At 49.2% G+C, this 26,341-nt stretch carries 28 protein-coding genes and 1 tRNA gene; 14 read left to right on the top strand and 15 right to left on the bottom strand.

All coding sequences use genetic code 11. The features are described 5' to 3' along the window. Window position 1: 1 nt before the first annotated feature. The 3 genes from ACJAZW_RS00825 to ACJAZW_RS00815 are packed head-to-tail and all read left to right on the top strand — an operon-like array spanning window position 2 to window position 3,290. Entirely contained in the window at window positions 2-1,255 is a 1,254-nt protein-coding gene (locus ACJAZW_RS00825; RefSeq protein WP_415154952.1) for an O-antigen ligase family protein, read from the top strand. A gap of 56 nt (window positions 1,256-1,311) precedes the next feature. After that, window positions 1,312-2,835 (top strand): fumarate hydratase, encoded by a 1,524-nt coding sequence (locus tag ACJAZW_RS00820; protein ID WP_415154951.1) that lies wholly within the window; start codon window positions 1,312-1,314, stop codon window positions 2,833-2,835. Further along, window positions 2,832-3,290: a GNAT family N-acetyltransferase gene (locus ACJAZW_RS00815; RefSeq protein ID WP_415154950.1), complete on the top strand. Its 459-nt coding sequence runs from the start codon at window positions 2,832-2,834 to the stop codon at window positions 3,288-3,290. The genes ACJAZW_RS00820 and ACJAZW_RS00815 overlap by 4 nt, the downstream gene beginning before the upstream one ends. On the opposite strand, the gene ACJAZW_RS00810 is transcribed toward ACJAZW_RS00815, so the two are convergent. Together ACJAZW_RS00810 and ACJAZW_RS00805 are read right to left on the bottom strand one after the other, a co-directional pair. Beyond that, on the bottom strand, window positions 3,264-3,755 hold the full coding sequence (locus ACJAZW_RS00810; RefSeq protein ID WP_415154949.1) for a GNAT family N-acetyltransferase: 492 nt from the start codon (window positions 3,753-3,755) through the stop codon (window positions 3,264-3,266). The two genes, ACJAZW_RS00815 and ACJAZW_RS00810, sit on opposite strands and share 27 nt — an antisense overlap. A 29-nt stretch (window positions 3,756-3,784) precedes the next feature. Next, window positions 3,785-4,822, bottom strand: coding sequence for an aldo/keto reductase (locus tag ACJAZW_RS00805; protein WP_415154948.1), 1,038 nt, complete (start codon window positions 4,820-4,822; stop codon window positions 3,785-3,787). Window positions 4,823-4,995: 173 nt separating this feature from the next. Between ACJAZW_RS00805 and ACJAZW_RS00800 the strand changes: the two genes are divergently transcribed. Then, window positions 4,996-6,009 carry a rhodanese-related sulfurtransferase gene (locus tag ACJAZW_RS00800; protein ID WP_415154947.1) on the top strand — a complete coding sequence of 338 codons (1,014 nt, stop codon included), beginning with the start codon at window positions 4,996-4,998 and terminating at the stop codon, window positions 6,007-6,009. Window positions 6,010-6,015: 6 nt separating this feature from the next. On the opposite strand, the gene ACJAZW_RS00795 is transcribed toward ACJAZW_RS00800, so the two are convergent. Next, a complete protein-coding gene (locus ACJAZW_RS00795) occupies window positions 6,016-6,789 on the bottom strand; it encodes a LytTR family DNA-binding domain-containing protein (RefSeq protein ID WP_415154946.1) in 774 nt (257 codons plus the stop codon). 140 nt (window positions 6,790-6,929) lie between these two features. Between ACJAZW_RS00795 and ACJAZW_RS00790 the strand changes: the two genes are divergently transcribed. Next, window positions 6,930-7,412, top strand: a complete 483-nt coding sequence (locus tag ACJAZW_RS00790; protein ID WP_415154945.1) for a DUF2306 domain-containing protein — start codon at window positions 6,930-6,932, stop codon at window positions 7,410-7,412. Here ACJAZW_RS00790 and ACJAZW_RS00785 read toward each other — a convergent pair. Continuing rightward, window positions 7,388-7,960 carry a TetR/AcrR family transcriptional regulator gene (locus ACJAZW_RS00785; protein WP_415154944.1) on the bottom strand — a complete coding sequence of 191 codons (573 nt, stop codon included), beginning with the start codon at window positions 7,958-7,960 and terminating at the stop codon, window positions 7,388-7,390. The genes ACJAZW_RS00790 and ACJAZW_RS00785 overlap by 25 nt on opposite strands. Before the next feature lie 101 nt (window positions 7,961-8,061). Here ACJAZW_RS00785 and ACJAZW_RS00780 point away from each other — a divergent pair, with 101 nt between their 5' ends. Further along, window positions 8,062-8,475: a hypothetical protein gene (locus ACJAZW_RS00780; protein WP_415154943.1), complete on the top strand. Its 414-nt coding sequence runs from the start codon at window positions 8,062-8,064 to the stop codon at window positions 8,473-8,475. Between the two features lie 69 nt (window positions 8,476-8,544). Here the strand turns inward: ACJAZW_RS00780 and ACJAZW_RS00775 are convergent, their stop codons facing one another. The 3 genes from ACJAZW_RS00775 to ACJAZW_RS00765 all read right to left on the bottom strand — a co-directional run bounded on the left by ACJAZW_RS00775 (window position 8,545) and on the right by ACJAZW_RS00765 (window position 11,208). Then, window positions 8,545-9,402 carry an alpha/beta fold hydrolase gene (locus tag ACJAZW_RS00775; RefSeq protein ID WP_415154942.1) on the bottom strand — a complete coding sequence of 286 codons (858 nt, stop codon included), beginning with the start codon at window positions 9,400-9,402 and terminating at the stop codon, window positions 8,545-8,547. Window positions 9,403-9,418: 16 nt separating this feature from the next. Beyond that, complete coding sequence (gene mbfA / locus ACJAZW_RS00770; RefSeq protein WP_415154941.1) at window positions 9,419-10,405, bottom strand: iron exporter MbfA; 987 nt, start codon at window positions 10,403-10,405, stop codon at window positions 9,419-9,421. An 89-nt stretch (window positions 10,406-10,494) separates the two neighbouring features. Continuing rightward, on the bottom strand, window positions 10,495-11,208 hold the full coding sequence (locus ACJAZW_RS00765) for an extensin family protein (RefSeq protein ID WP_415154940.1): 714 nt from the start codon (window positions 11,206-11,208) through the stop codon (window positions 10,495-10,497). A 360-nt stretch (window positions 11,209-11,568) separates the two neighbouring features. On the opposite strand from ACJAZW_RS00765, the gene lepA reads away from it, so the two are divergent. Together lepA and ACJAZW_RS00755 are read left to right on the top strand one after the other, a co-directional pair. Further along, a complete protein-coding gene (gene lepA, locus ACJAZW_RS00760; RefSeq protein ID WP_415154939.1) occupies window positions 11,569-13,371 on the top strand; it encodes a translation elongation factor 4 in 1,803 nt (600 codons plus the stop codon). A gap of 1 nt (window position 13,372) precedes the next feature. Beyond that, window positions 13,373-13,789: a VOC family protein gene (locus ACJAZW_RS00755; RefSeq protein ID WP_415154938.1), complete on the top strand. Its 417-nt coding sequence runs from the start codon at window positions 13,373-13,375 to the stop codon at window positions 13,787-13,789. Here ACJAZW_RS00755 and speB read toward each other — a convergent pair. Genes speB through speA form a run of 4 tightly spaced genes read right to left on the bottom strand, consistent with a single transcriptional unit; the run spans window position 13,786 to window position 18,972 of the window. After that, the gene (speB, locus tag ACJAZW_RS00750) at window positions 13,786-14,634 is read right to left on the bottom strand and encodes an agmatinase (protein WP_415154937.1); all 849 of its coding nucleotides are present in this window, start codon (window positions 14,632-14,634) and stop codon (window positions 13,786-13,788) included. The genes ACJAZW_RS00755 and speB overlap by 4 nt on opposite strands. Window positions 14,635-14,643: 9 nt before the next feature. Next, window positions 14,644-15,828 (bottom strand): carboxynorspermidine decarboxylase, encoded by a 1,185-nt coding sequence (locus ACJAZW_RS00745; protein ID WP_415154936.1) that lies wholly within the window; start codon window positions 15,826-15,828, stop codon window positions 14,644-14,646. A gap of 20 nt (window positions 15,829-15,848) precedes the next feature. Beyond that, window positions 15,849-17,060, bottom strand: coding sequence for a saccharopine dehydrogenase C-terminal domain-containing protein (locus tag ACJAZW_RS00740; protein ID WP_415154935.1), 1,212 nt, complete (start codon window positions 17,058-17,060; stop codon window positions 15,849-15,851). 37 nt (window positions 17,061-17,097) lie between these two features. Then, window positions 17,098-18,972 carry a biosynthetic arginine decarboxylase gene (speA, locus tag ACJAZW_RS00735; protein WP_415154934.1) on the bottom strand — a complete coding sequence of 625 codons (1,875 nt, stop codon included), beginning with the start codon at window positions 18,970-18,972 and terminating at the stop codon, window positions 17,098-17,100. A 246-nt stretch (window positions 18,973-19,218) separates the two neighbouring features. Here speA and ACJAZW_RS00730 point away from each other — a divergent pair, with 246 nt between their 5' ends. From ACJAZW_RS00730 to ACJAZW_RS00710, 5 genes are all read left to right on the top strand, one after another. Further along, entirely contained in the window at window positions 19,219-20,016 is a 798-nt protein-coding gene (locus tag ACJAZW_RS00730; RefSeq protein ID WP_415154933.1) for a transporter substrate-binding domain-containing protein, read from the top strand. A 62-nt stretch (window positions 20,017-20,078) separates the two neighbouring features. Further along, window positions 20,079-20,909 carry an amino acid ABC transporter permease gene (locus tag ACJAZW_RS00725; protein ID WP_415154932.1) on the top strand — a complete coding sequence of 277 codons (831 nt, stop codon included), beginning with the start codon at window positions 20,079-20,081 and terminating at the stop codon, window positions 20,907-20,909. Window positions 20,910-21,015: 106 nt separating this feature from the next. Beyond that, on the top strand, window positions 21,016-22,623 hold the full coding sequence (locus ACJAZW_RS00720; protein WP_415154931.1) for a SulP family inorganic anion transporter: 1,608 nt from the start codon (window positions 21,016-21,018) through the stop codon (window positions 22,621-22,623). A 123-nt stretch (window positions 22,624-22,746) separates the two neighbouring features. Beyond that, window positions 22,747-22,947, top strand: a complete 201-nt coding sequence (locus ACJAZW_RS00715; protein ID WP_415154930.1) for a hypothetical protein — start codon at window positions 22,747-22,749, stop codon at window positions 22,945-22,947. 146 nt (window positions 22,948-23,093) lie between these two features. Beyond that, window positions 23,094-23,729 (top strand): peroxiredoxin, encoded by a 636-nt coding sequence (locus ACJAZW_RS00710; protein ID WP_415154929.1) that lies wholly within the window; start codon window positions 23,094-23,096, stop codon window positions 23,727-23,729. A gap of 51 nt (window positions 23,730-23,780) precedes the next feature. On the opposite strand, the gene ACJAZW_RS00705 is transcribed toward ACJAZW_RS00710, so the two are convergent. The 4 genes from ACJAZW_RS00705 to ACJAZW_RS00690 all read right to left on the bottom strand — a co-directional run bounded on the left by ACJAZW_RS00705 (window position 23,781) and on the right by ACJAZW_RS00690 (window position 25,724). Beyond that, window positions 23,781-24,359: a DUF2799 domain-containing protein gene (locus ACJAZW_RS00705; protein WP_415154928.1), complete on the bottom strand. Its 579-nt coding sequence runs from the start codon at window positions 24,357-24,359 to the stop codon at window positions 23,781-23,783. A 73-nt stretch (window positions 24,360-24,432) separates the two neighbouring features. Beyond that, window positions 24,433-24,789, bottom strand: coding sequence for an MmcQ/YjbR family DNA-binding protein (locus ACJAZW_RS00700; RefSeq protein WP_415154927.1), 357 nt, complete (start codon window positions 24,787-24,789; stop codon window positions 24,433-24,435). Between the two features lie 4 nt (window positions 24,790-24,793). Beyond that, on the bottom strand, window positions 24,794-25,378 hold the full coding sequence (gene msrA, locus ACJAZW_RS00695; protein WP_415154926.1) for a peptide-methionine (S)-S-oxide reductase MsrA: 585 nt from the start codon (window positions 25,376-25,378) through the stop codon (window positions 24,794-24,796). A 10-nt stretch (window positions 25,379-25,388) separates the two neighbouring features. Further along, the gene (locus tag ACJAZW_RS00690; protein WP_415154925.1) at window positions 25,389-25,724 is read right to left on the bottom strand and encodes a hypothetical protein; all 336 of its coding nucleotides are present in this window, start codon (window positions 25,722-25,724) and stop codon (window positions 25,389-25,391) included. A 168-nt stretch (window positions 25,725-25,892) separates the two neighbouring features. Between ACJAZW_RS00690 and ACJAZW_RS00685 the strand changes: the two genes are divergently transcribed. Beyond that, window positions 25,893-25,982: transfer RNA gene (locus ACJAZW_RS00685), tRNA-Ser, on the top strand. Window positions 25,983-26,341 lie beyond the last annotated feature (359 nt).

Raw genomic sequence — 26,341 nt, 5'->3', positions numbered from 1 at the left:
CTTGCGCGCAAAAAACGTGATTTTCGACAGGTTCCTATTGTTAGGTCTGTTGGCCACGACGTTCTTTCTGCCAACATTGTTTGGGTCTCTTTCAATTGTCTTGGCGCTAATCTTAGCGCTCATTGCTGGGTTGCGGTTTTTTGCGAGTTCACGGATACGACGTGGATTTTGTTGGCAGCCAACCTTAGCAGCCTTATTGGCTGTGTTCGGGCTGCTCGGTCTGGTTTCTGCCCTCAGCGCGGACGAGGTTGGCGATATGTCGTTCCTCGTCAACTTTTTGGGATTGGCATTTCCCATTTTACTCTACCAATATCTGGTTAGCTTGCCGCAACCACCAAGTGTTTCGCGCATTGCTGCATATTGTTTGATTGGAAGTCTTCTTGGTTTGTTGTTTGCACATGCCCAATATTACGGATTAGGAATTGGCCGAACGGTTGCCATCGCAGCGGGCTCCAACGCAATAGCGCGCGTTGCCGCGCTGCTGGGGTTCTTGGCATTGATTGGCCTCAATCCGAAAATTCGGTCACAGTCCAATTTGGTCGTAATCGCACCAATCGTTGCAATTGGGATCGTTGTTTTGAGTGGTTCTCGGGGAACACTGATCGCTATCCCGATCATGTTGACCATTGCGCTAGTCTTTGTGTTACCACTCATTTGGGTTAAATCGCGCCTCTGGACGACCCTGATGTTGGTCGCAATTGCCGTTTGTGTCGCAGGTCTCGTCCTGATCGACCCCAACGGATTTGTCAGTCGAGTATTTAGAACACTTACCGAAATGGCGGCAGGTAGATTGCCGGGTAATTCGTCCGAATTGCGATATCAGATGCTTGTTGGGGCGTGGAATGCCTTTCAGCAATCGCCAATTATTGGTTATGGATGGGCCGGACATTGGGACGCGTTGATGCAGGCTCATCCGACGCCAGAAATTTTTGCACCCGTAAAACAGTATTTTAGCTTTCACAACGACATCGCTGATTTCGCCGTTGCTGGTGGCATTTTGGGGCTGTTTGCTTACGCAATCCTTCTTTTCGCGCCTATCGTGAACCTGCTGTTTGATCAATCATTGCAACAAAATCGCCTTGTCGTATATGCACTTGTGCTCTTGCCCACTAGCTATTTCATTTTCGGCTTTACTGATTTTGTTTTCGGCTTTGATTTACTAACAACGCTGTATGGTTTCAGCCTAGCGTTTGTTCTGGCCGCGGCAAAAGCACACCCTGCGTCGGCATTCGACAAAGGTTTTGTTGAAAATTAACCCTACACATGGGAAAAGCGAACAACAATTTTCTCCTTGGTCGTAAGGGTTCCCATATGCCTGCCATTAAAAAACAAGACTTCATTCAATCCATTGCAGATGGTTTTCAGTTCATCTCCTACTATCATCCGTTGGATTATGTTGAGGCCGTGGCTAAAGCCTATGAGCGTGAAGAAAACCCAGCAGCAAAAGATGCAATTGCTCAAATTTTGACCAATTCGCGCATGTGTGCAGAAGGTCATCGGCCGATTTGCCAAGATACAGGGATTGCGGTTGTATTCCTTGAAATTGGCCAAGATGTGCGTTGGGATACGGACATGACCATTGAAGAAATGGTCAATGAAGGCGTGCGCCAAGCCTATACCGGTGTAGAAGAAAACTTGCTGCGCGCTTCGATTTTGATGGACCCTGCAGGCAAGCGCAACAACTCGGGCGACAACGCGCCCGCGGTCATCCACTACGAAATGGTGGCGGGCGATAAAGTTGACGTGACGGTTGCGGCTAAAGGCGGCGGTTCTGAAAACAAAGCCAAGCTGGCGATGCTCAATCCATCCGACGATATTGTTGAATGGGTCCTTAAGACCGTGCCGACGCTTGGCGCAGGCTGGTGCCCACCAGGTGTTTTAGGCATTGGCATTGGCGGCACGCCTGAAAAAGCCATGTACATGGCCAAAAAATCTCTGATGGCCCCAGTGAACATTCAAGAACTGATGGACCGTGGATCAAATTCTACTGCTGAAGAGTTGCGGCTAGAGTTGTTTGAAAAAGTCAATGCGCTGGGTATTGGTGCGCAGGGCCTTGGCGGCCTGACCACCGTTGTCGACGTCAAAGTTTTGGATATGCCAACCCACGCGGCATCAAAACCTGTGGGTCTGGCACCAAACTGCGCTGCAAATCGTCATGTGCACTTCACCTTGGATGGAACAGGCGCCGCCGATCTCACACCGCCACCGCTAAGTGCATGGCCAGATATTGGCTGGAAGCCGTCAAAAGAAGCCAAATCTGTTGACCTTGGCAACCTAAGCAAAGCTGAAGTCGCCACGTGGAAACAGGGTGATCGTTTGCTGCTGAACGGCAAAATATTGACCGGCCGCGATGCCGCACACAAACGTATTCAATCGCTTTATGAAAGCGGCGAGGGATTACCTGAAGGCGTCGATTTTACTGATCGCGTTATCTACTATGTAGGCCCAGTTGACCCCGTGGGGGCGGAAGCCGTTGGACCCGCAGGACCAACCACAGCAACCCGCATGGACAAGTTTACAGAAATGATGCTCGACAAGACGGGTCTTGTTGCCATGATCGGCAAAGCCGAACGCGGACCTGCCGGTCTTGAAGCGATTAAGAGGCACAAAGCTGCTTACTTAATGGCAACGGGTGGTGCAGCATATTTGATCTCAAAAGCAATCCGTTCTTCGCGTGTTGTCGCATTTGAAGAGTTAGGTATGGAAGCCATATACGAATTTGACGTGGAAAACATGCCGGTGACAGTTGCAGTAGACGCAACGGGTGAAAGCGTCCACAATATTGCACCAGCCATTTGGCGAAAAAGAATCGGCAAACTCCCGGAGCCAGCATGAGCCTGATAGAACGCGAAATTCGCACATCTGACTTGGATTTAATCTGTCATCATCGCTTTGAGATGTTTCGCGATATTGGCGCACCGTTGTCCAAAATTGAGGAAATGATTGTTGAGTTCCGCAAGTGGCTAAACCCGCGATTGCATAGCGGCGAATATTTCGGCTTTATTCTTGAAGAGAATGGTAAGCCTGCTGGCGGTATCGGGTTGTCGATTATCGACTGGGCACCGCATGTGCTCCATCCCAAGGAACACTTGCGTGGCTATATTTCCAATGTTTACGTGGAACACCACTGCCGTCGCCAAGGCATTGCCAGCAGATTGATGGAATTGGGTGAGGCCGAGCTTAAAGGACGTGGCGCGACGCTCGTGGTTCTACACGCATCGGACGCTGGGCGCGAAATCTATGATAAGTCCGGTTGGAAACAATCAAGCGAAATGATCAAACACGTCTAACGTTTTCACCATTTCCCAAGCTTTGATTTGAACTTCACCCTCGTGGGTCTGCCCAATTTTGGTTTGCGTCTCACTGACTTTCCATCCATTGCGCTCATAAAAATGACGCGCTGCGTCATTGCCAACGAGGCAGTTCAGGGTGACTTTGGTTGCGCCTTCCGCAATCAATTTGGCCTCGCCCAATTCTAATAGCTTCCGGCCAATGCCTTCGCCACGCATTGTTGTATCGACAAACAATTGTGATATTCGTGCCTCTTTGGCAACAATAAGTGCGACCAATTTACCATTGTCTAAACCGATAATAATATTGGGATAAAACGCATCTATGCGGTCTTGCATAAAGGCGATATCGCGAAACGCCGCGATGTCTGGATGCTGATATGGCGCTTGAGTTTCGTGCCAAACGCGATGATAAAGGGCGGAGATTTCGCCAAGCTCATCTGGTCGCGCAACACGAAACTCCATTGGACCTACTTCTTGATGTTGTGGTGGGCTTACCGAAGCCAGCCGCCGGGTTGAGGATGTAGATCCATCATGCCGCCTTTACAAGCATCGTCAATGATTTTCAATTCCTCAGCCGACAAATCAAGATTGTTGAGCGCGCCAAGATTGTCTTTAAGTTGCTCTAGCGTCCGCACACCAATCAGGGCTGACGTCATCTCGTCTTTACGCAGTGCCCACGCAAGCGCAAGTTGCACCAATGTCTGACCGCGTTGGTCGGCAAGGTTTTGCAGTGCGTCAACTGCTGAAAGAACACCCACTTCAAGATGTCGACCAAACAAAGAGGAACTCGGTTCACTGGCTCGAGTGCCTGTTGCTTTGTCTTTTGAGTATTTGCCGCTCAATACACCTTGCGCAAGCGGTGAAAAAGCGATGCAGCCAACACCCAATTCACCCAATGTGTCTAATGTGCCATCGTCTTCAATCCAACGGTTGAGCATGGAATAGCTTGGCTGGTGAATGGTCAGCGGAACGCCCAGATCCTTCAAAATGCGGTGGGCTTCGATCGTTTCTTTTTTCGGGTAAGACGAGATGCCCACATATAGCGCTTTGCCTTGATTGTAGAGGGACGCGAGGGCACCCATTGTTTCTTCAAGGGGGGTGTCTGGGTCAAAGCGGTGCGAATAGAAAATGTCGAAATAGTCGACGCCACAGCGTCTTAGGCTTTGGTCGCAACTGGCGATCAAATACTTGCGCGAACCAAACTCTCCATAAGGGCCGGGCCACATGTTATAGCCAGCTTTTGAGGAGATGATCATTTGGTCGCGGTATGGGGCAAAATCACGTGCCATCATCTGCCCGAACAACTCTTCGGACGAACCTGCAGGCGGGCCGTAATTGTTCGCAAGGTCAAAATGGGTGACACCCTGATCGAATGCGTAACTCAGAATTTCAAACGCACTTGGATAATCGCGTGTGCCCCCAAAATTCTGCCAGAGGCCTACGCTGATCGCCGGTAGTTTTAGACCTGAGCGCCCTGACCGGCGATATTGCATGTTGTCGTATCTTTGATCTTCGGCGCGATAGGGCATTTTTCTCTCCAACTGGCTAATCTTAAGTGTGTCGCTTAAGGGGTGGTACTATATTGGAGCAGGTCCAAGGCAAGTGCAAAGTTCGATCTAATATGTTTGTTCATAGGACTTGGCCTTTTAACTCAGTTTTGCTAAACCCCGTCGGCAGCTCGCAGGAGATCAAGGTTTAAAGAATGTCAGAATTTAAGGTTGTCGCGCTCTATAAATTCGTGTCGCTCCCGGATTATCGCGAGCTTCGCGATCCCATTTACGATTTTTGCGCGCAGCGTGGCATCAAGGGAGCTCTTTTGTTGGCGCCGGAAGGTTTCAATGGAACTCTGGCCGGCAAGCCTTCTGATATCAATGCATTAATGGAGTATTTTGATCGCGGTAACCTGTTCAAGGGGCGCTTTAATGGCGGGGAAGTGAAGTTCTCACAAGCCAGTGAAATGCCTTTTATGCGGATGAAGGTGAAACTCAAAAAAGAAATCGTGACAATGCGCGCGCCCGAAGCCGACCCAACCAAATTGGTCGGCACCTATGTGGACGCTGACGGGTGGAATGATGTTATTTCTGATGAAGATACTATTGTTCTTGATACCCGCAATGATTACGAAGTGGCGATTGGGACTTTCGAAGGTGCGTTAGACCCACAGACTGACAATTTTACCCAGTTCAAAGATTTCGTTGAGAAGAATTTGGACCCAAAGAAAAACAAAAAGGTTGCCATGTTTTGCACTGGCGGGATTCGTTGCGAAAAAGCATCGTCCTATATGCTCGCCAAGGGGTTCGAGGAAGTGTACCACCTCAAAGGCGGCATTTTGAAATACTTGGAAGAAACGCCTGAAGATAAAAGCATGTGGAACGGCGAGTGCTTTGTGTTCGATGAGCGGGTTTCCGTGGGGCATGGATTGGTGGAGGGCGATCTACACTTGTGTCGTGCTTGTCGGTTTCCGTTGACGCCAGAAGATATGCAGCATTTAGACTATATCGAGGGCCAGCAATGCCATCATTGCGCGGGAAAAACGACGGAGAAAAGTCGCGCGCGCGCCGCGGAGCGAGAAAAGCAAATACGCTTGGCACAAGAACGCGGTCAACAGCATATTGGTGATCAGGCTCAAAAATTCGCAGAACAAAACAAACTGGCGATGAAACAATTGCGTGAAGAGCAGCGCAAACTCAATCACAAAACTGATCGGGTCGACTGAGGTTGGCTAAGCGATGATGCCAGCATCTTTGACCGCCTGAACTTGGCCCCGGCTCACGGGTAGCTTTTGGCCATCAAGCATCTCTATGAAATGGTTGCCGTTTTGTCGTTCAACCCGTTTGATGCCGTCAATTGATACCCAATGCGAACGATGGATTTTAAACCCTTCGATGCCATCTGCTTCTTTGATGGCGTCGCTCATCCGCATCAGTAACAATTCTTTGCCGCGTGAAGTCACCACATTCACATAGTGATCTTGCATCGACATATAGAGCAATGGTCCACGATTTTGTATTTGCAGGCGCGAAAGGATTTCAATTTGTTTGGGCGCGCTTGGTCGATCTTCACGCAAAAACAAAACATGCAATGCGGCAACGCAAATCGAAATCAGGATGCAATAGACCAAAGTCAGAATGCCAGAGAAGCCATCAATATCCCAGTCACCCAAAATTGCAGAATTGGCCACATAAACAACAATTGAAACCAGAATGCCCGAGCCAATTCCCGCCGCTAGAATGGACAACCAGACATTGGGGGATTTCCACACTTGATTGATATAATTGACGGTGACACCACCCCCAAAGGAGCCAGCGGCATAGCCAACAAAAACCATTCCAATCCAGTAGGCCACCCGTGGCAATGGGCGGAAATAGTCGAATGTAGAAAATGGACCAATAAGTCCCAACATGACGCCCAAGATGAACATTGCTGCTAACGCCTTCGGAGATGAAAACATCTGGTGCATTTCGCGAAGCGTCAATTGAATTGCATTGCCAATCACGAACTAACCCTTTCATTCGCGAACATAAGATTGTCCTGCAGACTTTTGCCGAGATAGGCCTTCAATTGCAAGTGGCACTGGGCCAATTGAGGTGATTGGGGGACATTCAGTTGAATCTACTAATTTTTTTCGAGACGCCAATGGCCGTGCAAATCCATTTGGTTTGCGCTGCCAGTAGTTTGGTTTTGGGCCTCTATATGCTGTTGAGCACAAAAGGCTCTACTCATCACAGAATGATCGGCTGGGTTTGGGTAGTTTTGATGCTAGGCACTGCGACAAGCGCCGCTTTCATCCACCAATTGCGGATGATCTGGATTTTTAGTCCAATTCATATTTTTGTGCCCGTAACGTTCATCGGTCTTTTTGAAGGTATTCGCCATGCGCGGGCTGGGCGGGTCGCTGCGCATCGGGCATCAATGCGATCAATGTATTGGGGCGCGCTGGGCATTCCCTTTGCATTCGCCCTCATGCCAGAGCGTGTACTTGCCTACATGTTTGGATTTAAAGATTTGGAGTGGTTTCCCATGGCACTTGTTACAACTATTGTTTTGGGAGTTGGGGCCTATTGTCGTTGGGAAAAATTTTGGCATAAAAACTTTCAGCGGTTTTTTTCTGCCAACTGATCTGCAAAGTCGATGAAAGCTTGGCTGTGGCGCGGGTGTGGATCATGGCGCGAGATCGAGTAAAGCCCGAGCAGCATCAAATACATTTGTTGCGCCAAAACTTTTGCTGACTCTGTCTCGTGGCCGATTTCAATCAACAATTGTGCGACGAAATCGATGCGTGCTTGCTCTGTTTTGGCAATGCGTTTGGCAACTGTTTCATCTTGCCCCGCCCAGGCGCGCAATGCGCCCTCAATGGCAACCGCGTCCAAATCAAAAATGCTGGTAGCAGATGCTATCCGCGCCAGCTTGCCTAATTTTTCGGTGGCGGGAATTTCGGCAAACCCCAAATCACGGATAATGTTGTGTGTGCCCTCTTCGTCCCAAAAGCGAAGCATTTGATCCAATAAGGCGGGGCGATCTTCAAAATGCCAGTAAAACGAGCCTTTGGTGCTTCCAAGCTTCTTGGCAATGCGCTCAACCTTCACACCATCAATGCCCTCGTCACCCAGTGTTTTGAATGCGGCCAAAAGCCAGTCGATCTTTTCGTGTTTCGCTTTGCGGCCCATCAATTTTCACCCTGCGTCAATTTAACATACGCTAACGTATTGAATTATGCGATCTATTGTTTTAGATACGTATGCGTATGTTATGGCAAGGAGCCAACAAAATGACCAGCTTTTTCAAAACAACCAACATGTGGCTTTTCGCAGCAGCAGCAATTTCGCTCGCAACAACTGGTCTGCATGTAATTGGCGGTACGCCCGAAATTATGGCCCCGTTGAACGCCTCGGACGCACCTGCATTGTCCAAAGGCATTGCTGAGGTCATCTGGAACCAAATTACACTATTGTTGATTGTGAGTGTCTGGGTTTTTTGGCGCGCGGCCCGAAATCCGGAAAAAGCATATGAGCTTTCGTTCGCGATAATTGTTCTTTATTTGGGCATAACTCTTTTGTTTATCGCATCTGGATTGGGATTGTTCGGCAGCATCTGGGTGATGCCACAATGGACATTGTTTTTGGTGATGGCCGTACTAGCGATCGTCGGTCTGTTGCGCAACAACAACAAACAACTGATTTAGATCAGAGATGCGGAGAGTACGGTTTTCGAGCGGTGCCGTTTGACATGCGAACCGCTGAATGTCGCAAATCTATTGCGATTTGCTATGCATGCAGAAAAATCCAAGCAGCGCGATCCGTACTTCTTCTTGTGCATCCAAGTTGGCGCAGTGGCCGCCTTTTGGAATATCAAAATAGGTGAAGTTCGTTTGGTTTTTCATCACGCTCATGGTTGTCATAAGCGCCGCATTCACCAAAATGTCTTGTCCGCCTCGCAACATCATGATGGGTTTTTCAAACTGTCTGGCATTTTCAATAAAATCGTAATTGCCAACACTTTTCGCAACATAACTAACCACATTGATATCATAATCGTCGAGCAACTCATGCACCACTTCCTGCGCGGAGCGCCGTTTTGAGGTGCTGCGCGCGATGATCTTGTCTACCCATTCCGGGCCAATGAAGTCGTAAATGCGTGGCAACGCATCAGCGCTAAAACTCGGCGTAGCCAGTGCATAGGACGTGCCAAAAGTTGTGAATGTCAAAAACCGATCTGGATGAGCGGGCAGCAGATGCAGACCTAAGATGCCGCCCAGAGAATTGCCAACATGATGCACAGCATCAATACCCGCATCATCCAAAATCGCAATGAGGTCACACGCCATATTGGGAATGGAAAATTCTGCCCCTTTTATGGCATCAGGTACGCTTGATCGCCCATGCCCGCGTAGGTCAGGCAAGATCACACGAAATCCTTGTTCGACGAAAAATTGGGCGTCCTCAGCGAATTGGCGTCCGCTCGACGCAAGGCCGTGACACAGCACAATTACAGGGTCATCCTTTGAACCCAAGTCGCAATATGAAATTTCAAATCGCCCAACCGAGATTTTCTTATTGGGCAAAAGGGGTAGTGTTATCCGTTCAAGCGTGTCGCTGATAGAATCATTCATAGTAATCTCTCAAAAATTAGCCAGCATTTCCGATCAAGATACCGACTGCAAAAACCAACGATCCACCAAACACAACCTGTAATACGGCCCGCCAGAACGGGGTGTCCATATATTTGTTCTGAATCCATGCAATGGCCCACAATTCCACAAATACCACGCCAATCGCTGTTGCTGTGGCGGTCCAGAAGTCGGTAATCAGATAGGGAAGCGCGTGGCCCAATCCTCCCAGCGCGGTCATTATACCGGCCGCAAAGCCACGTTTGATGGGTGAGCCGCGCCCGGTGAGCTTGCCATCGTCTGATGCAGCTTCGGTAAAGCCCATTGAAATGCCCGCACCAAGAGATGCTGCAAGGCCAACAAGAAATGTCTGCCAAGTGCTATGCGTGGCAAACGCGGCTGCGAAAATTGGCGCAAGGGTTGAAACCGAACCATCCATCAAACCGGCCAACCCAGGTTGCACATAGGTCAGCAAGAATCTGCGATGTGCCTGATCTTTTTCCCCTGCCACAGCATCCTCGTGCAGGTGGGTTGCTTCCAGCTCGTTCGCTGCGCGTTTATGGTGCTGTTCTGCAATCGCCAAGTCGCCCAGCAGCTTGCGAATGTTCGTGTCTTTGGTGCGCTTTACCGCTTCCAAATAAAAGTTTTGAGCGGCCTCTTCCATTTCCCAAGCTTGTTGACGAATGGTTTCAAGCGGCAGATTTTTCATCAACCATAAAGGTTTGCGCTCCAAGAAACCGCGAACATGCTCACGACGTACGAGTGGAATGTTCTTGCCGAACTTTTTCTCGAACGCGGTGATAAGCAAATGTCGGTGCTCACTTTCCTCTGCGACCATGCCCTCAAAAACGGCGGACGAGGCGGGAAACTCATCGCGTAACATTGCAGCATATGCTGCGTAAATGCGCGCATCATCTTCTTCAGAAGAAATCGCGAGGGCAAGGATTTCAGCCTCGCTCAATTCGTCGAAATGTCGTTTTTGCCAACCCAATACGCGTCTTAGCATAACCAAATACCCATGGAGTTCATTCTGTTGGGTTTAATCTTATCTGGAATTTTTGGGATAACAACGGTGATCTTGCTTCAACAAAAGGATTACTCACAAATGAGATATGTGCACGTTTTGCCATGACAACCCATATCCAGATGTAAGTGATCAAAATGCAGTGGATTCGCGTCTGGGCCAAGGACCGTGGTGAAATTCTGGCAAGCCAATTTATGTGCGGTCTTGATAAGTGTTTGCGCTGTCCCAGGGTCGGTCCACGCCGTGGGGAGTTCAATTTGTTCGCCATTTTCGAGTTCAAATCCGGTCAGGTCAAGCGCATTTGCGAACCCGTGTTCCGAAATCTTGCCGGTTTTTTCGTTATTGCGTCGGCGGCACGCATAGCTGGTGCCGACATTGATTTTTGCCAGTGTTGAGTTGGTTTTGATTTCTACCTGTTTGTCGAGTTCACCCACCCATTCGACAAAAGCAGTTGCCATGCTGCAATTAAAAATAACAGGCGACGACAGCGTGATGGTCCTGCCCAATGATTTAACACCGGTGATGACATATGGCGATTGTGTTCCACAGCTGTTGTCTTGTAAGGGCGGCGAAATCTTGCCAATCGCGCGGCCATCCATCACAACAGGGCAAGCTGCCTGATAGGTGACCGAGTTGGCCCGCTGTGGCGTGGGTGTCGGCTTTGGCCGGTCTGGTCGTGCAATTGGCAGCGGGATATTTGGCGTAGCAGTTTGTGCTTGAGCGGGCAGAGACGTGACCAAACTAAAACATATTGCGCAGCACACAACGAACGTCTTTGTTGTCAACTGTGTGACCTCCCCCAAAAAATATATTCCTTTGCTTGGTAATGTGGCGGCGCTTTGTCTAAATTCAACATACGCCGTGCATCAAAATGCAATTAGAAATCGTCATTAGCTTTTTGTAGCGCCCGGATATAGGCGACAATAGGGCCGATTTCCACTTTAGCAATGCTTTCAATGGCTACGAAACATTCATGTGGCGCGCGTGACCGTTGTACGCCGGTGGGGAGGCTATAAATCGGTGACGACGCCAAGGGCCAATAAAAGGTAGGATTGCCGAGGCCAATTCGACGTGAAAATTAGCAAATTGGCGGCACTGTGCAATTTCTCTTTTCGTGTTCGCATAAAGCTGGTAATCAGCGCCCTATGACCGAATTAAAACACATCCGTAACTTTTCAATCGTGGCCCATATCGACCACGGAAAATCCACTTTAGCCGACCGGTTGATTCAAAACACCGGTGGGCTTGCTGCGCGTGAAATGCAGCAGCAAGTGCTCGACAGCATGGATATTGAGCGGGAACGCGGCATCACCATTAAAGCGCAGACCGTGCGGCTTACCTACAAAGCCAATGACGGCGAGACTTACATCCTCAATCTCATTGATACGCCAGGACACGTGGACTTTGCTTATGAAGTAAACCGCTCATTGGCCGCATGTGAAGGCTCGCTTCTCGTCGTGGACGCTTCACAAGGGGTTGAAGCGCAAACGCTTGCCAACGTTTATCAAGCGATGGAAGTTGACCACGAGATTGTTTCGGTCCTTAACAAAATCGATTTGCCCGCAGCCGAACCCGAGCGCGTAAGAGAGCAGATTGAGGATGTGATCGGGCTTGATGCTTCTGATGCGGTGATGATTTCTGCCAAGACAGGCATCGGCATCGACGACGTTCTTGAGGCCATTGTGACCCGCTTGCCAGCACCCAAGGGCGACCGAAATGCACCGCTCAAAGCGATGTTGGTCGACAGCTGGTACGATAGTTATCTCGGCGTTATTGTCTTGGTTCGCGTAATTGATGGTGTCGTCAAAAAGGGCCAAAAGGTCAAAATGATGAACACCGGCGCGGTCTATGAATTAGATCGGGTGGGCGTCTTTACGCCGAAATTGGTCGAAATGCCCGAACTCGGCCCAGGTGAAATTGGATTTATCACAGCTTCGATCAAAGAGGTCGCTGACACAAATGTGGGTGATACGATCACCGACGTCAAAAAGCCCTGTGCAGAACCTCTCAAAGGCTTCCGCCCGGCGCAGCCTGTAGTTTTCTGTGGCCTGTTTCCGGTTGATGCGAACGACTTTGAAGACCTGCGTGCGGCCATGGGCCGTCTACGCCTAAACGACGCGAGCTTTTCCTATGAAATGGAAACGTCGGCCGCGCTTGGTTTTGGTTTCCGTTGTGGTTTTTTGGGTCTGTTACACCTTGAAATTATTCAAGAGCGTCTGAGCCGTGAGTTCAACCTTGATCTGATCGCGACGGCACCGAGCGTTGTATACGAGCTTCAGCTACGTGACGGCAGCGAAATCAAACTGCACAACCCGGCTGACATGCCCGATGTCATGAAAATCGAAGAGATTCGGGAGCCATGGATCAAAGCCAATATTTTGACCCCTGACGAACATCTCGGCTCGATCCTGAAGCTTTGCCAAGACCGTCGCGGCGTGCAAACGGACCTGACATATGTTGGGTCACGCGCAATGGTGCAATATGATTTGCCGCTCAACGAAGTCGTGTTCGACTTTTATGATCGCCTGAAATCAATTTCCAAAGGCTATGCAAGCTTTGATTATCAAATCTCTGATTATCGTGCTGGTGACTTGGTAAAAATGTCAGTATTGGTCAATGGCGAGCCAGTTGACGCGCTTTCGATGCTGGTTCACCGCGTTGCGGCTGAAAGCCGTGGCCGGGTAATGTGCGAAAAGCTCAAAGAGCTTATCCCACAGCACTTGTTCAAAATTCCAATTCAAGCAGCAATTGGCGGCAAAGTAATTGCCCGTGAAACCATCTCTGCTTTGCGCAAAGACGTGACCGCAAAATGCTACGGCGGCGATGCGACCCGTAAGCGTAAGCTGTTGGACAAGCAAAAAGCTGGCAAGAAAAAGATGCGCCAGTTTGGTAAAGTTGAAATACCTCAAGAGGCGTTTATTAAAGCGCTGAAGATGAGCGACAACTAAAATGACCAAATCGCGCTTTCATCTTGCCTATCATGTAACAGACTTAGATGAAGCGCGGGCCTTTTATGGAGAACTATTGGGTTGCAAAGAGGGGCGCAGCACTGAAACTTGGGTCGATTTTGATTTCTATGGCCACCAAATTTCATTGCATTTGGGTGAACCGTTCGTTGTCGCCAATACCGGAAAAGTTGGTGACCACATGGTGCCAATGCCCCACATGGGCGTCATACTTCCGAAGGCGGATTGGGACCAACTAGCGTCCAAACTTACCGCCGCCAACCTGGATTTTGTGATTGAACCGACGACACGGTTTGTAGGCGAACCCGGTGAGCAAAGCACTATGTTTTTTTATGATCCATCGGGCAACCCGATTGAGGTCAAAGGCTTTGCGGACTTTGACGGTATTTTTGCCTCTTAAACCATACCCATCATGCGGTAGGTGATTTGAGCGGTGGTAAAATCCCACGCTTGGCTGTCTCGGTTTGGTGCCAGTTCAACAATATCCATGCCAACACAACGTCGCCCGTTTAGCGCCGACTTCACAATGTTGAGCGCCTGATAGTACCCCAAGCCGCCCGGCACTGGGGTGCCCGTCGCTGGCATGATGGAGGGGTCTAACCCGTCCACATCAAAACTGATATAGATGTCTTTGGGGAAATCATCTGGCAGTTGAATGGCATTGATGTTTTGTGTCACCAACTCTTCAGCGTCGATGAAGGTCACCCCATATTTGGCGCGCGATTCAACTTCTTGCTGGCATAGGGCGCGAACGCCATACTGCGCAAGTCCATGCCCGTCTTCACATAGCAAATGCATCACCGAGGCATGGGAGTGTTTTTCACCTTGATAGGCGATACGCAAATCAGCGTGGGCATCAATCTGCACAATGCCGACTTTTCGGCCCAAGGCTTTTGCAACGCCCGTCACCGCGCCAAAGGTGAGGGAATGTTCCCCGCCAAGTGTCACTGGCATCTTACCTTGTGCCGCGATTGTTTCTGTTTGCCTTGCCAAGCGCGTCATCACCTCTGGCAGCTCACCAGTGCAATCGATCGGATCAACAGTTGCAATGCCGTGCAAGCAAGGTTCGCCTTCAGGGCAAATGCGCTCTAATTCGTTGGATGCCTCAATGATTGCGTCAGGTCCCCCTGCTGTACCTGAACCATATGACACTGTGCGTTCCAGCGGCATCGGAACGACCACAAACTTTGCGCCGATAATATCACGTTCAACGCTGGTCAGTTCACTATCCAGAAAATCAGACATTAATGTTTCCTATGACAAGCGTTGTTCAAAATCATCGTATGAAAACTGTTTCACGATGCGCGTTTGGTTCGTGGTGGAATTCCAGACAGCAATCGCAGGCAATGGCACGCCGTTGAACGTATTGGTTTTCACCATCGAATAATGCGCCTGATCCAAAAACGCAAAGCGATCTCCAATTTCGAACACTTTGGCAGGCACATACTCGCCAATAATGTCACCGGCCAAACAAGATGGACCGCCCAATAGATAGCTTGGACCGCTGTCGCGCTCGCCAAGCATGGCGGGGCGGTATGGGGCTTCGATCACGTCCGGCATATGGCAGGTGGCCGAGATGTCGGTAACCGCCAACTGTTTGTCGTTTGTTGGTAGGTCAAGAATTTCTCCGACCAGAATACCTGCATCAAGGGCGCAGGCTTCACCCGGTTCTAAATAGACGTCCACGTCATATTCGGCGCGAATGCTTTTAATGGAGGCAATCAGACCTTTGCGATCATAATCTGGTCGAGTGATATGATGACCTCCACCGAAATTGATCCACTTGAGGTCGTGAAGATATGGAGCAAGCTGTGGCAAAGCCGCGCGCCAAGTGCGCTCCAACGGTTCAAACCCTTGCTCACACAGCGTGTGCATGTGAATGCCGTCAATATCCGAAAAGTCGTCTGCTGTAAGTTGTGAAACTGGGATACCGAGCCGCGAACAAGGCGCACACGGATCATATCTTTCGGTGTGGCCCTCGGAGTGTTCGGGGTTGATACGCAGACCCAAACTGACAGCTTCACCTTTGTTGCGTGCAGCTGCCACGAGTGGCAAAAAACGGTCTTTTTGCGCAACCGAATTGAAAATCAAATGATCACTCAGACGGATGATTTCAGGCAAGTCATCTAACTTGTATCCGGCGCAATAGGTGGTCAGTGATCCGCCATAATGTTTCGCCGCAAGCTTGGCCTCATAAATGCCAGATGCACAGGTGCCATCAAGATATTTGGCTACCAGTGGTGCCAGAGCAAACATCGAAAAGGCCTTGAGGGCCAATAGGACTTTGGCACCAGATTGGGCTTTGACATCTGCCAAGATGGAAAGGTTGCGCTCTATCGCAACCTCATCCACCACGAAGCAAGGCGAGGGCACTGAATAAAGATCGAACTTGCCGAACTCCCCTTCATCGCCAGATTGCGGCAAACCTATTTCGCTCATCGTCTCGCCCCTTTTTAACGTTAGAACTGGACGGGGCCGTCAAGTTCTTCGACCTGCCAAGGCAAGCCGTGCTGGTTCAGCATGTCCATAAAGTCATCAGGGTCAAGTTGTTCCATGTTCCAAACGCCGGGCTGGTCCCAATTGCCTTTTAGGAACTGTGCCGCGCCAATCATCGCGGGCACACCCGTTGTGTAGGCAACGGCTTGCGAACCAACTTCTGCGTAGCATTCTTCATGATCGCAAATATTGTAGATGTAATAGGTCTTTTCACCCGTACCATCTTTGGCGTTGCCCGTGGCAATATCGCCAATGCAGGTTTTGCCTTTAGTCAACTCGCCCAGATCACTGGGGTCAGGCAAAACGGACGCGAGGAATTGCAAAGGAATGATCTCTTTGCCGTCATGCACAATCGGTTCAATCGATGTCATGCCGATATTTTCCAGCACCGTGACGTGGTTGATATAAGCATCACCAAAGGTCATCCAAAAGCGCGCGCGTTCGATTTCAGGGAAGTGCGTTTTAAGGCTTTCCAATTCCTCGTGATACATCAAATACATGTTCTTTTCGCCAACTGCGGGGAAGTCGAACTTGTAGTTGTGTGTCATGGCGGGGCTTTCCACCCAATCGCCATTTTCCCAATGCCGCGCTGGTGCGGTTACTTCGCGAATGTTGATTTCAGGATTGAAATTGGTCGCAAAGGCTTTGCCATTGTCCCCCCCATTGCAATCCAACACGTCGATCTGGCGAATAGTGCTGAGTTTGTGCTTGCGCAGCCATGTGGCAAACACAGAGGTTACACCGGGGTCAAAACCCGAACCCAAAATAGCCGTCAGGCCAGCTTCTTTGAATTTGTCCTGATAGGCCCACTGCCAATGATACTCGAATTTTGCCTCATCTTCGGGCTCGTAGTTTGCCGTATCAAGATAGTTTGTACCCGCCTTTAGGCATGCGTCCATAATCGCAAGGTCTTGATATGGCAGGGCAAGGTTCACCACCAAGTCAGCGCCCGTTTGTTTGATCAATTCAGCGGTTGCATCCACATCCATCGCGTCGATTTCAGAGGTTTTGATCACAACGCCTGTGCGTTCTTTGACCGATTCCGCAATGTCGTCGCATTTAAATTTGCGGCGACTAGCCAACGTAATCTCGGTGAAAATGTCGCTATTCATCGCCATTTTATGTATGGCGACAGATCCAACGCCCCCGGCGCCAATGACAAGTGTTTTGCCCATCAGAGTTTCCTTCTAAGTTGAGGGTTGTTCTAAAAATCTATTTCTCGAAATAAGTGTAGCCACTCAAGCTGTCTTTGTAAGCCTCAATCAGCACACGACGTTCGGAAATGGTGAGCTGCTTTTGGCTGACAGCATTGTCGACCCGTTTGCGGAAGGTCGCCAAGCAAGCTTGAGCTTCATATTCCACATACTCAAGGACTTCGGAAATTTTGTCGCCCTCTACTTCATGTAGTAAATCAAACCCACCATCTTCGCCTAGTGCAACCGTCACCACATTCGTGTCGCCAAATAGATTGTGTAGGTCACCAAGTGTTTCTTGGTAAGCGCCGATAAAAAACACCCCAATGTAATAGTCTTCGTTTTCTTTAAGGTCATGCACAGGCAGCGTTTTTGCAATTCCATCTGCCAGCACAAAGCGATCAATCTTACCGTCAGAATCGCAGGTGATGTCCGAAAGCATTGCTTGGCGATGTGGCGTTTCGTTCAGCCGTTGTAAGGGCATAATGGGGTGCAATTGATCAATTGCCCAAACATCAGGAAGAGATTGGAATAGAGAAAAATTGCCATGATAGATGTCGGCAAAATTGCCTAATTGTTCTTCCAGTTGCGGCGATGTCTCCGCATCCTCGGCCAGCTTTTTAAACTGAGCGACGAAATAGCGGAAAACTGTTTCAGCTTGGGCTAAAGACTTGATGTCCATATTGCCGCGACGAAATAATGCACGCACTTCATCGCGGTAATAGATCGCGTCGTTCACACATTCCTGTAGTCGCTTGGAAGAAATGTAGCCTTGAATGGCGGCAAGGTCCTTAATCAGGTGATGTGCATCATCGCCAATATCTGGCAGGGCAGCGCAGTCATACAGCGTCGTGTCCAGCACGTCAAAAATCAGCATCGACGAAAGAGCGACCACACCGCGTCCGCTTTCGGTCACAATGTTAGGATGTGCAATGTTTGCTTCATCCATCGCATATTTGACGGTCTCAACAATTGCTTCGCAATATTCTGGCAAACTATAGTTGATTGAGTTTTCGTTGGATTGTTTTTCACCCGTATAATCAATGCCAAGGCCACCACCCAGGTCGATGAACTCAAGCGGCATGCCCAGTGATTTGAGCTCAGTAAAAAAGCGGCAAGCTTCCTGCACAATCCGGCGCACATCATTGATGTCAGAAATTTGAGAACCCAAATGCGAGTGCTGAAGGATCAAGCAGTCAGCCATGTATTCGGCTCGGAGCCGCTCGACAACAGCCACTACATTGTCAGTTGTCATGCCAAAACTTGAGCGATCACCGGAACTATCGGCCCAATAGCCTTTGATTTTGTGGGTCAACTTGATGCGAACACCAAGTCGTGGCTTTTCGCCCAGCGCTTTTGAGACGCGGATTACCAATTCCAACTCTTTTGGACTCTCCAAAACGATGATGGTGTTGAAGCCGATTTTGCAAGACAGAATAGCTAGACGAACAAATTCTTCATCCTTGACACCATTGCAGATCAACAAGCCCTCTTTCGCCAAATTCTGCGAAAGAGCAATCAGCAGCTCGGGCTTTGAACCCACTTCAAGGCCGTAGTGATATTTACGACCAGTTTTGACAATTCGCTCAACAACTTCTGCCTGCTGGTTAACCTTTATGGGAAATACGCCGCGATAGGCGCCAGCATATTTGTAGTTAGAAATGGCCTTTGCAAAGCCTTCGTTAAGCGCAATGAGGCTGTTTTGCAAAAACGAATTGACCCGCAACAGAATGGGAGATTTGATGCCGCGCTCACCCAAATCACTTATGATTGAGGGGATGCTAACCGGGGAAGCGTTAGGGTTCATTATGTCCACCAACCCAGCATCGCCATTGGGTAGAACTGTTAGAATTTTGTGACCCCAGCGATCAATGCCGTAGATTTCGGCACCCAACCTTGTTTCCAATTCGAAAATCTCCAATCAACAGAAGTTAAACTGATACGCACAGACTAGGCGCGCCGCTACCGATGTCAACAATAGGCTGGTGAAACAATTGTCAATCGGATTTTTGAGATTTGGCGGCCAATCGAAAAGATGCACTGTCGCACAAATCGCAAAAAGGGTTTTCATTTGCGCAATCGCACCCTAATGTTTTGACCAACAATTCAATAATGCTCGAAACAATTTTGGGGATGCATCATGAAACTAACAAGTCTAATTGCAGCAACAGTCGTAACGGTCTTAGGAGCGACATCAATAGTGTCTGCCGGTGAATTGCCAGACCTCGGCGGTCGGACCATCGTCGCGGTGACCGAAAACGCCTACACACCGCTCAATTTTGCAGACCCAAAGTCTGGTGATGGCATTGGCTGGGAATATGACGCGTTCAACGAAATCGCCAAGCGCCTTAACGCCAAGGTGGATTGGCAACTCTCGAGCTGGGACACGATGATCCAAGCTGTGCGCGATGGTCAATTCGATGTGGGCATGGACGGCATCACGATTACCGAGGAGCGGGCGACACAAATCGATTTTTCCGAACCCTATATGACGTCTCAACAATTCTTACTTGTTCGGGCTGATGAGGTCAGATTTACGGATAGTACCAGTTTCGCGCAGGATGCCCAACTCTTGGTTGGTGCACAACCGGGCACCACAAACTTCTATGTCGCTGTTTACGACATGTTAGACGGCGACGAAGCCAACCCGCGCATAAAACTGTTCGAAACATTTGGCACCAGTGTACAAGCACTCAAAATTGGCGACGTGGACACTGTGTTGATGGATAGCACCTCTGCACAAGGCTATATGGGCGCAAATCCGGGCGCGTTTAAAGTGGTAGGCGATGCATTGGGCACCGAAGATTTCGGCTTCATTCTTACGCAAGGTTCGGACCTTGTTGCCCCCATCAATGCCGCACTGAAGTCTATGCGCGAAGATGGCACGCTTGAAGAATTAAACAAAAAATGGTTCTTCGAATATAAAGCCGATCAATAGTCATTGCTGTGCTCACCACAGGTGGGCACCATTTCCGGCTCAGTCCAAAGTATGTCCCATTGATGCCATCAACCAATAGATCAGCTAAGCGCGAGATCCCTTATTGGCTGCTCGCGGCTATTCTTGGGGCAATTATTGTGTTTTGGTCGCTTGTCGCCGATCAGGGCTATCAAACGATCTTTTTTGCCTTGAGCAGGGGTATATCAACAACGCTATTCGTTACCATCGTCGCATTTTCGCTCAGTGTTATTCTGGCGACTTTTGTCGTTCTGGCGCGGATTTCTCCGTCGCGGATATTGCGTGAGGTCGCCACGTTTTACATTGAAATTGTGCGCGGCATCCCCATGCTGGTGCTGTTGTTCTACATCGCGTTTGTTGGCGCGCCGTGGTTTGTCAGTTTTTTCAACTGGTTGATGGGCCCACTTATTGAGTTTGGTGTGTTCGGAAAAATGACGGTGCGTGGGTTTGATTTTACATGGCGCGCCATTATTGCGCTTACAATTTCTTATTCTGCTTTTATCGCCGAGATATTTCGCGCAGGAATTGAGGCGGTTGATAAGGGGCAGGTAGAAGCGGCCAAGGCACTTGGTTTGACGCGCTGGCAAACGTTCCGCCTCGTTGTTGCACCGCAAGCCTTTAAACTGATCTTGCCCCCGATGGGCAATGAACTGGTGGCGATGATCAAAGATAGCGCACTTGTGTCGGTATTGGGCGTGCAAGATATCACCCAATTGGGCAAAGTCTATTCGGCCTCGACCTTTAAGTTTTTTGAGACTTACAGTGTGGTGGCATTCCTTTATTTGGTTATGACCATATCACTTTCCCTAGCAGTGCGCTGGCTCGAAGGCTTTATGGGACGGTCCATGCGAGAAACAAACCGTCATCGGCGCTAGATTGTTGCCTCATCTTGCTTGCTGCGCAAAACTACGCTAAACCGCCGATCCATAGGGGTTTAACGTCAGGTCTGACGTGCCAAATTCAACAGCGAGTCCGTTCATCTTGTTTAATCGTTTTCTTGCCGCTTCCGCCGATGGCTTTGTTGCGCCATCTTCCGCTCAATTCCGCACCGACATACTTGCGGGTCTAACCGTGGCTTTGGCGCTTGTGCCCGAAGCCGTGGCATTTGCGTTTGTGGCTGGAGTTCATCCGCTTGTTGGCTTGTACGCAGCGTTCATTGTTGGGCTTGTCACAGCCCTTATTGGCGGTCGTCCGGGCATGATTTCTGGTGCAACAGGTGCGTTGGCCGTTGTCATGGTATCGCTGGTTGCCCAACATGGCATCGAATATTTGTTTGCAACCGTGGTGTTGATGGGCATCATCCAGATCGTTGTTGGCATTATGCGTTGGGGAAAATTCATTCGCATGGTGCCCCATCCTGTCATGCTCGGGTTTGTCAATGGTTTGGCCATCGTTATCTTTTTGGCTCAACTCAGCCAGTTCCAAGTCCCCGGATCGGCAACTGGTGGCGGACACGGCATTGCTGGTGGTGAATGGCTGACTGGGATGCCGTTGTATCTGATGTTTTCTTTGACCGTTGTCACCATGGCGATAATTCACTTTGGCGGCAAATATATCAAGGCCATCCCCGCGCCGTTGCTCGCAATTGGTGCGGTTTCGATTGCTGTTATTCTGCTTAAACTGGATGTACCACGGGTTGGTGATTTGGCATCGATTAAAGGTGGTTTGCCCCAATTCCATATTCCACTGGTCCCTTTGACGTTTGAAACATTGCAGATCATTTTGCCTTATGCCGTAATCCTTGCAGCCATTGGCCTTATTGAATCTTTGTTGACCCTCAACCTTGTTGCAGAAATTACTGAAACAAAAGGTGGGGCGTCCAAAGAAAGCATTGCCCAAGGCCTAGCCAACCTCATCACCGGGTTCTTTGGTGGCATGGGCGGTTGTGCGATGATCGGTCAGTCGATGATCAACGTGAAATCTGGTGGCCGCACGCGCTGGTCTGGTATTTCAGCTGCATTATTCTTGCTTGCTTTCATCCTTTTTGCGTCAAGCTGGATTGAGCAGATACCGCTGGCCGCACTTGTTGGCGTGATGTTTATGGTGGTTATTGGCACATTTGCATGGCGTTCAATTCAAATCATGATGCGCATTCCGCGTGCCGATGCATTTGTGATTGTGCTTGTGACCGTTGTCACGGTGGCAACCGATCTGGCGACCGCTGTTGTGGTCGGGGTGATTATTGCTGCACTGGTTTATGCTTGGAACGCGTCCACACGGATGCACGCGACAACGCCAGGTTATCATGAAGGCAACAACGAAAAAATCTACAAGCTCGAAGGACCACTATTCTTTGGCTCAATTGAAAGCTTCTCGATTTTGTTTGATCCAAAAGAGGATCCCGAAACGGTAATCATTGATTTTGCAGGTTCTCGCGTGGTTGATCATTCTGGTTTGCAAGCGATCGAAGCCTTAGCTGCAAAGTATCAGGCAAACGGGACGACGTTGAAGTTGCGCCACTTGTCAGACGATTGCAAAACATTGCTCAAAAATGCCGGCCAGTTGGTTGAGCCGGCTGAAGATGATCCTGAATATGGCGTTGCGACAGACTATGATTTGCAAACCGGACGCCTCGACGCCGGGCATTGACCTATCCAAGCCGATGGATTGTCTTTGATTAAATGGCAATCCATCCAATTCACGTCAAACAAAATCAAATTTGCTAGACTTCTGCCAAATTACTAATTTGGGGGCAGATTGGGTTTGTAGCAGATGTACGAGTTGCTCAGGTTTTGGAGCGCACATAACGCAGAATTGTTGTTCATGTTTGCAGCGGCATTGTTAGCCTATGTGATTGCACGTTTCGCTTCTGCTCGATGGCCGTTCGCGCTTATGTTCTCAGTTGCCCCAGCAATTGTATTTTTGACGCTTGAACAACGGATCTTACGCGATTTTGTGCAGCTGTTTTCGTAAGCGTCCTCTTTTGCTCCAAATCTTGAGCACGGCCTTCTGGTGTGCTTAGCAAATTGGCAAAAATATTTTCTATTTTTGGCATTTCATTTACCTCGCAAATCCCCATATTGTGTCCAGTACTTAATTCTTAAAAAGGGGACATGATCATGGGATTGCTAATCGGCGACGAGGCACCAAATTTTGAAGCAGACACAACCGAAGGTCGCATAAAATTTCACGACTATATTGACGGCAGTTGGGCTGTTCTGTTTTCACACCCAAAAAACTTCACGCCAGTATGCACCACAGAATTGGGCTACACAGCTAAGCTGAAGCCCGAGTTTGACAAGCGCGGCGTGAAAGTGTTGGGCCTGTCTGTTGACCCCATCGAAGACCATAAAGCGTGGGTCAGTGATATTGAAGAAACTCAAGGTACAGCCTTGAATTTTCCTTTGATCGCAGATCCCGACAGAACGGTAGCAAACCTGTATTCAATGATCCATCCATCTGCTGATAACACGCTGACGGTTAGGTCTGTGTTTGTTGTTGGTCCGGATAAAAAGATCAAACTGAAAATTGAGTATCCAGCATCAACTGGCCGCAATTTTGATGAAGTGCTGCGCGTCATAGATTCGCTTCAGCTCACAGCAAAACATCAGGTGGCAACACCTGTTAACTGGAAAAATGGCGAGGATGTGATTATTGTTCCCGCGCTTTCCAACGAAGATGCTGCAAAGAAATTCCCTGATGGCTGGAACGAAGTGAAACCATATTTGCGGATCGTAAAGCAGCCTACCGCCTAGTTGGATTGCAAATCCTTGGATAATTTAAGAGGCGGCCGGTGGTCGCCTTTTTTAGTCTTTAAGATATGACAGCCTCGTCTGTTCTTCAAGCATGACTTGGCGAAGCTCCGCATCTTCGCGCGCGCGATCCCGAAGTTTTCTGGATATGTCGTCGTTCAAAGAACGGATATCGTCGACGATCCTTTCGCGATCTGTTTGCGACGTCGCAGGATCCGCTAGATTTTCCGTCAGTGCCTCAATTTGGGCTTGAAGTGAACCGATATCATTGTCGATCGAGTAAATATTGTTCGCCTGCCGATGGATGCGCAAAAAGCTTTTGCCCATTTCACCGGTGCAAACATTGTAATAGCTCTTGCCTGCAAGGCCCACTTTTGCCGCGTTCTCAGGCGTGCAATATAGTTTTAGGCCTTTTGAGTAGCCTTTGTCATAAAGGTCTCTATCAACCGCAATGCCGTGTTTGTTGCAAGCTTCACTGTGTTCTGAAAATCGCGCAAATGAATACCCCATTCTACCATCAAATTCGCCGACATTTTGCCAATCGCCAGCTTGACATTGTGCTTTGGAGAGTGTGGCGCAGGCTGCAAGCACACTCAGCAATATAACCGAAAAAGCCAAAACTATAATACGCATCAATGAACCCTAAACTGCATAATGCATATTAACGCAAAACCCGCATCACTTGGCAAGCAAAACCAAGATTGACCTAAAAGCCCAATTCTGCGCGAATTCGCTTGGTCAGCTTGGATGAGATGATGTCATAGGCTTGCTTGATATAGGCGTGGCAAGTTTCGTCGTCCCACCCCGCTTTATCGGAGATTTGAACCCATTTTGCGCGCGCAAGATATTTGGCCTGTTGAATGCCATCTTGTGTTGGCAAAATCGAAAAGGACTGATCGGAACATTTGAAGCTGATGATGTCCCTATCGCCACCGTCCCAACGGCTATATATGGCAAAAATCTTGCCGCCGATTTTAAAAACCGATGCGTTTCCCCACTGCACGACATGGGTCACTTTGGGCAGGGCAAAGCAGAATTCTTCAAATTCTTTACGCGTCAACATCTGTTTATGCGCCACCCATAGTGCAGCAAACGCCGGTGCCTTTAAGGCCGCAATATCCGTTTGGATTTTTCGCCAGATATTGCTGGTGGTATTCTTCAGCAAAATAGAACTCAGGTGCCAATTTAATCTCGGTCGTTATTGGACCAAAGCCACCCTCTTTGAGCGATCTGGAATAGGCTGCATAACTTGCGCGCACGATTTTTTCTTGGGCATTGGACGTAAAATACACGGTGCTGCGATACTGACTGCCCACATCATTGCCCTGGCGGTTGCCTTGCGTTGGATCGTGCTCTTGCCAAAACTCAACCAATATTTCCTCTAGCGAGATGAGGGCAGGGTCGAAATTCACCAAAACCGCTTCGGCGTGGCCTGTTCGTCCACTGCAAACCTCTTGATAAGTTGGGTGGTCTTGATGCCCACCTTGGTAGCCCACCGCTGTAACCCACACGCCATCAAGTCGCCAAAATAGGCGTTCCGCGCCCCAAAAGCAGCCTAGCGCCAAATATATAGTTTGGTTTTGCGCAGGATAGGGGCCGGCCAAGGAGTTGCCGTTTACGAAATGGGAGAGTTGAGACGTTGCAATATCCATTTTTCAAAACCTAAAGTTCGTCGATATGTTTGTAGCGTTCGCGCGTACGGGTGCGACCAAGATATAGGAATAGAATACCAATAATTGCACAAAACAGCCACGCAGGCGCACCAAGGATCGTCACAATAAACGGATCCCAAACAATAGGGTGCACATAGCGCTGCACAATTGCTTGCAGCGTATTCAGCGTCAGCGTGCCCATAGCTTGGTCAATTTGAAACCAAATCTGTCCCAAAGGCGTAAACACAAGCTCATTAGAGCTAAGCACCTTGGCGCCGTCCATTATTATTATAATCAGCATCAACGCCAAAAATATTGAGCCGATAAGCCGCGCAATCATCCGCATGAAACTATCCGTTTGGTTTGAATTGTTCGTTACGGTGATAATAGCTATGCAAAAAACGTGTTTCAAGCACTCAACGCATAAGTGAACACTTGCGATCAGTTTCGCGATCAGTATAGTGCGCGCCATTGCAGTCGTGCTTTCACCCTGATTTGGTGAGCATCTGCCTGCGGAGAGGTGGCCGAGTGGTCGAAGGCGCACGCCTGGAACGCGTGTAGGCGGGTAACCGTCTCCAGGGTTCGAATCCCTGTCTCTCCGCCACAATTTTCTGTTGGCCTAAGTCTTTGAGTATAAACATCTAAGTCTTCCTTGAACGTCCAAAACCTAGGTTGATAACCCCATAATATCTCAAAGATAGTGATTGCCGCCGGGTGTTGTTTTCTCTGATGTCTACAATGTTCGCGGTATTCCATAAGCGGTTGTTCAATAGCCAATTGCATCTTAGGGACGGTTGATGCGCTGCACGCAAGGATAGTTGCGAGGGATCCTGATTTACTTTCGTCACTCGCTTACACTTGGCGCGCCAATTTAGTGGCGGGTATTCAGACGCAACGCGTAAGGGATGAATACGGCAGCTCGAAAACTCGAACCTAGCTCGTCAAATAGTGTGCCGCGGATGG

Source organism: Maritalea sp., from assembly GCF_047634455.1.
Taxonomy (GTDB): domain Bacteria; phylum Pseudomonadota; class Alphaproteobacteria; order Rhizobiales; family Devosiaceae; genus Maritalea.
This window is presented reverse-complemented; position numbering and strand designations above follow the sequence as displayed.